Raw genomic sequence first — 3341 nt, 5'->3', positions numbered from 1 at the left:
TGTCCGAGGGCGGCGGCGAGACGCTGGTCGCCCGGGGCCGGCAGCGGATTGCGTGCATGCGCGGCCCGAACAACGCCACCGTGCCCTCGCCGATCCCCGAGGCGCTCGCGCAGGCCCTCGCCCCCTACGCCACGCAGGCGTCCCCGCTGGCCGGCCACGCCGCCTGAACCAACCTCCACCATGCTCATGGCGAGTGAGCGGGGTGGCTGAACGGCCGTACCCCACCACCCGAGGAGCAGAACACCATGGCTGACCTGCATGACACCCTCAAGGCCCTGACCGCCGACACCGAGGACGTCATCGGGCTCGTGGCGGACCTGGACGCCGCCGCGTGGCAGACCCCGACCCCCGCGCCAGGCTGGTCCATCGCCGACCAGATCGCCCACCTGACCTTCATCTTCCGGCTGGCCAAGACGGCCGCCGCCGACCCCCGGACGTTCGAGGCCATCGCCGCGAGCGCGGCCAACGATTTCAACGGTGCCGTGAACGCCGCCCTGCGGCAGTTCAACACCCTGCCCCCGGAGGAACTGCTCACCACCTTCCAGGCCGAAGCCGAGAGCTGCGTCCGCGCCCTGGCCGCCGTCCCCGAGGACGAGGTCGTGCCGTGGCTCGTCAACCCGCTGCCGCCCACCATCCTCACCTGCGCGGGCATCATGGAGCTCTTCGGACACGGCCAGGACATCGCCGACGCACTCGGTGTCCGCCGCACCCCGACGGACCGCCTGCGGCACCTGGTCGACTTCGCCTTCCTGACCCGGGACTTCGGCTACCAGTCCCGCGGCGAGACACCTCCGGACGAGCCCTTCCGCTTCGAACTGACCGCACCCTCGGGCGAGATATGGCGCATCGGGCCCGAGGAAGCGGCCCAGACGGTCACCGGACCCGCCCACGACTTCTGCCTGCTGGTGACCCGTCGCCGGCACCGCGACGACCTCGCCCTGACCGCGACGGGCCGCGACGCGGAGCACTGGCTGGACATCGCCCAGGCCTATCGCGGACCGGCGGGCGAGGGCCGAAGGCCCGGCCAGTTCACGGATACTGATGAATGATCAGCGTCCCTGAAGCATCGGCCAAGGGCTCGAGGCGATCACGGTGACACCCACTGTCCTGCAGCATGTCACCGTGATCGGCTGCGGCCTGACCGGCACGTCCATCGCGCTGGCGCTCCGCCGCGCCGGTGCGCAGGTCGCTCTCTCCGACCTCGACCCGCAAGCAGTGACCCGGGCCCGGGCGCTGGGGGCCGGCACCGAACTCCTGCCCGACACCCCGCCGGCCGACCTCGTGGTGATCGCCACGGCACCCGGTGCCGTGGTCGACGCCCTGTACGAAGCCCAGGCACACGGCCGCGGACGTGCCTACACCGACGTCGCCCGCGGCAAGCAGGAGATCTGGGCCGAGGCCCGGCTGCGCGGCTGCGACCTGTGGGGGTACCTGCCCGGGTACCCCCTCCCGCCGGGACCGGCGGGCGCGCGTACGAAGCCCAGCGCGGATCGCTTCGCGGGCCGGCCCTGGTTCCTGTGCCCGTACCCCCTGGTGGAACCGGAGGCGCTCGACGCGGTCGGTCACCTGATAGCCGCATGCGGCGCTTTACGCGTCGACTCGACTCCCGCCGACGTCGACCACATAGCCTCATGATTGCTTGAACCCGACTGGTAGGCCTAGCCTCCGGCTTTCATGAAGGCCGGTGTCCGACGGGTGGTCAGGTAAACGAAAAGTGCCTCTGAACAGCAAGAATGAGGATTGTCGAGGTCCTTGTTCCTGCCACCGTCGGAGGCACTTTCCAGGTGAAGAAGCGTATCGGTTCCTCCCCACGTGTCCGCGTCGGGGCGGTGGAGCCGGGCGGTGGTCTCGCAGGCGGGCGGCGTCCTGCTGGTCGAGACCCTCCGCAAGGCCGGGCTGGATCAGGCGATATCGACTGCCCTGGCCCCGTGGCGCAAGCCGCGGGCGGTGCACGATCCGGGGAAGATCCTGCTGGATGTGGTCCTGGCGGTCGCGCTCGGCGGGGACTGTCTGGCCGATGTGGGCATGCTGCGGGCCGAGCCGGCCGTGTTCGGTGCGGTGGCCTCCGATCCCACCGTCTCCCGCCTCATCGATGCTCCCGCTCGCGCCGGGCCGAAGGGCCTGTCCGCGATCCGTGCCGCACGCGGCCATGTCCGCGAGCATGTCTGGGAGTTGGCCGGGGCAGCGGGCTCCGGACGCGGGCGGGCAGGTGATCGTGGACATCGACGGGGTGCTGGTGCTTGCCCACTCCGAGCAGCAGGACGCCACCGCGACCTGGAAGAAGACGTTCGGACACCATCCTTCGATGGCCTTCGTCGACCACTCAAGCGGCGGCAGTGGAGAGCCGGTCGCCGCCCTGCTGCGGCCCGCCAACGCCGGATCCAACACCGCCGCGGACCACATCACCACCACTCAACTCGCCCTGTCCCAGCTAGCGAAGACCTACCGGCGCGGACGCCAGACGCTCATCCGTACCGATTCCGGCGGTGGCACCCACGAGTTCGTGGACTGGCTCGCGAAGCGCGGCCGCTGACTTGTCCTACTCGGTCGGAATGACCATCACCGACGCCATCCACCACGCTGTTCTGCAGGTTCCTGCCTCGGCCTGGACGGTGGCCGTCGAGCCGGACGGAGGCATCCGCGACGGTGCCTGGGCCGCTGAGCTCGACGGCAACGTACTCAAGGGCCGGCCGCAGGGCATGCGATTGATCGTCCGCAAGGAACGCCCGCACCCCGGCGCCCAGTTGCGCCTCACCGACGCCGACGGACTGCGGTTGACCTGCTTTGCCACCAACACCACCGGCGAGAAGATCGAGACCCTGGAACTGCGTCACCGCCAACGCGCGAGAGCCGAGGACCGCATCCGAACCGCTCGCGCTACCGGCCTGCGCAACCTGCCCCTGCACGACGCCGCGCAGAACCGGATCTGGCTGGAGATCGTCCAGCTTGCGTCGACCTGCTGGCCTGGATGCCGATGCTCGCGCTGACCGGGAAGGCCCGGCTCTGGGAGCCACGCCGACTGCGGACCCGCCTGTTCTCCGCCGCCGCCCAACTCGTCACTACAGCCCGGCGCCGGCACCTCGGATTCGCGGACCACTGGCCCTGGACAGACGTGATCACCAGCGCCCTGGCCAGGCTGGATGCCCTCCCAAATCCCGGCTGACCAGCAGACTCCCACCCCGACGAGTAGCACCACCCCACCGGAGCCGCGGAACCCGGCGCCCACCCGACGCGACAGCCGGGCGACCAGCCTGCCCGCACCGGCCCAACAAACCGAAAAGGCACACCAGTTGACCTGATGAGCCGTCACGAAATTTCGAGGCCAGCGTTCTTTTCATCGC

At 70.2% G+C, this 3341-nt stretch carries 2 protein-coding genes and 2 pseudogenes; all 4 read left to right on the top strand.

Going from position 1 to position 3341, the window contains the following annotated elements:
* Positions 1-167: pseudogene (locus tag DSC45_RS36730) on the top strand (acyl-CoA thioesterase); the annotation flags it as partial.
* Positions 168-245: 78 nt separating this feature from the next.
* Positions 246-1049 carry a TIGR03084 family metal-binding protein gene (locus DSC45_RS35230; protein ID WP_119296128.1) on the top strand — a complete coding sequence of 268 codons (804 nt, stop codon included), beginning with the start codon at positions 246-248 and terminating at the stop codon, positions 1047-1049.
* Positions 1050-1092: 43 nt separating this feature from the next.
* Positions 1093-1635, top strand: coding sequence for a prephenate dehydrogenase/arogenate dehydrogenase family protein (locus DSC45_RS35225; RefSeq protein ID WP_162929451.1), 543 nt, complete (start codon positions 1093-1095; stop codon positions 1633-1635).
* Positions 1636-1784: 149 nt separating this feature from the next.
* Positions 1785-3163, top strand: a pseudogene (locus tag DSC45_RS35220) (IS1380 family transposase).
* Positions 3164-3341 lie beyond the last annotated feature (178 nt).

Source organism: Streptomyces sp. YIM 130001, from assembly GCF_003574445.1.
Taxonomy (GTDB): Bacteria; Actinomycetota; Actinomycetes; order Streptomycetales; family Streptomycetaceae; genus Streptomyces.
Note: the sequence above shows the minus strand (reverse complement) of the source record. Positions and strands in the feature narration are given on the sequence as shown.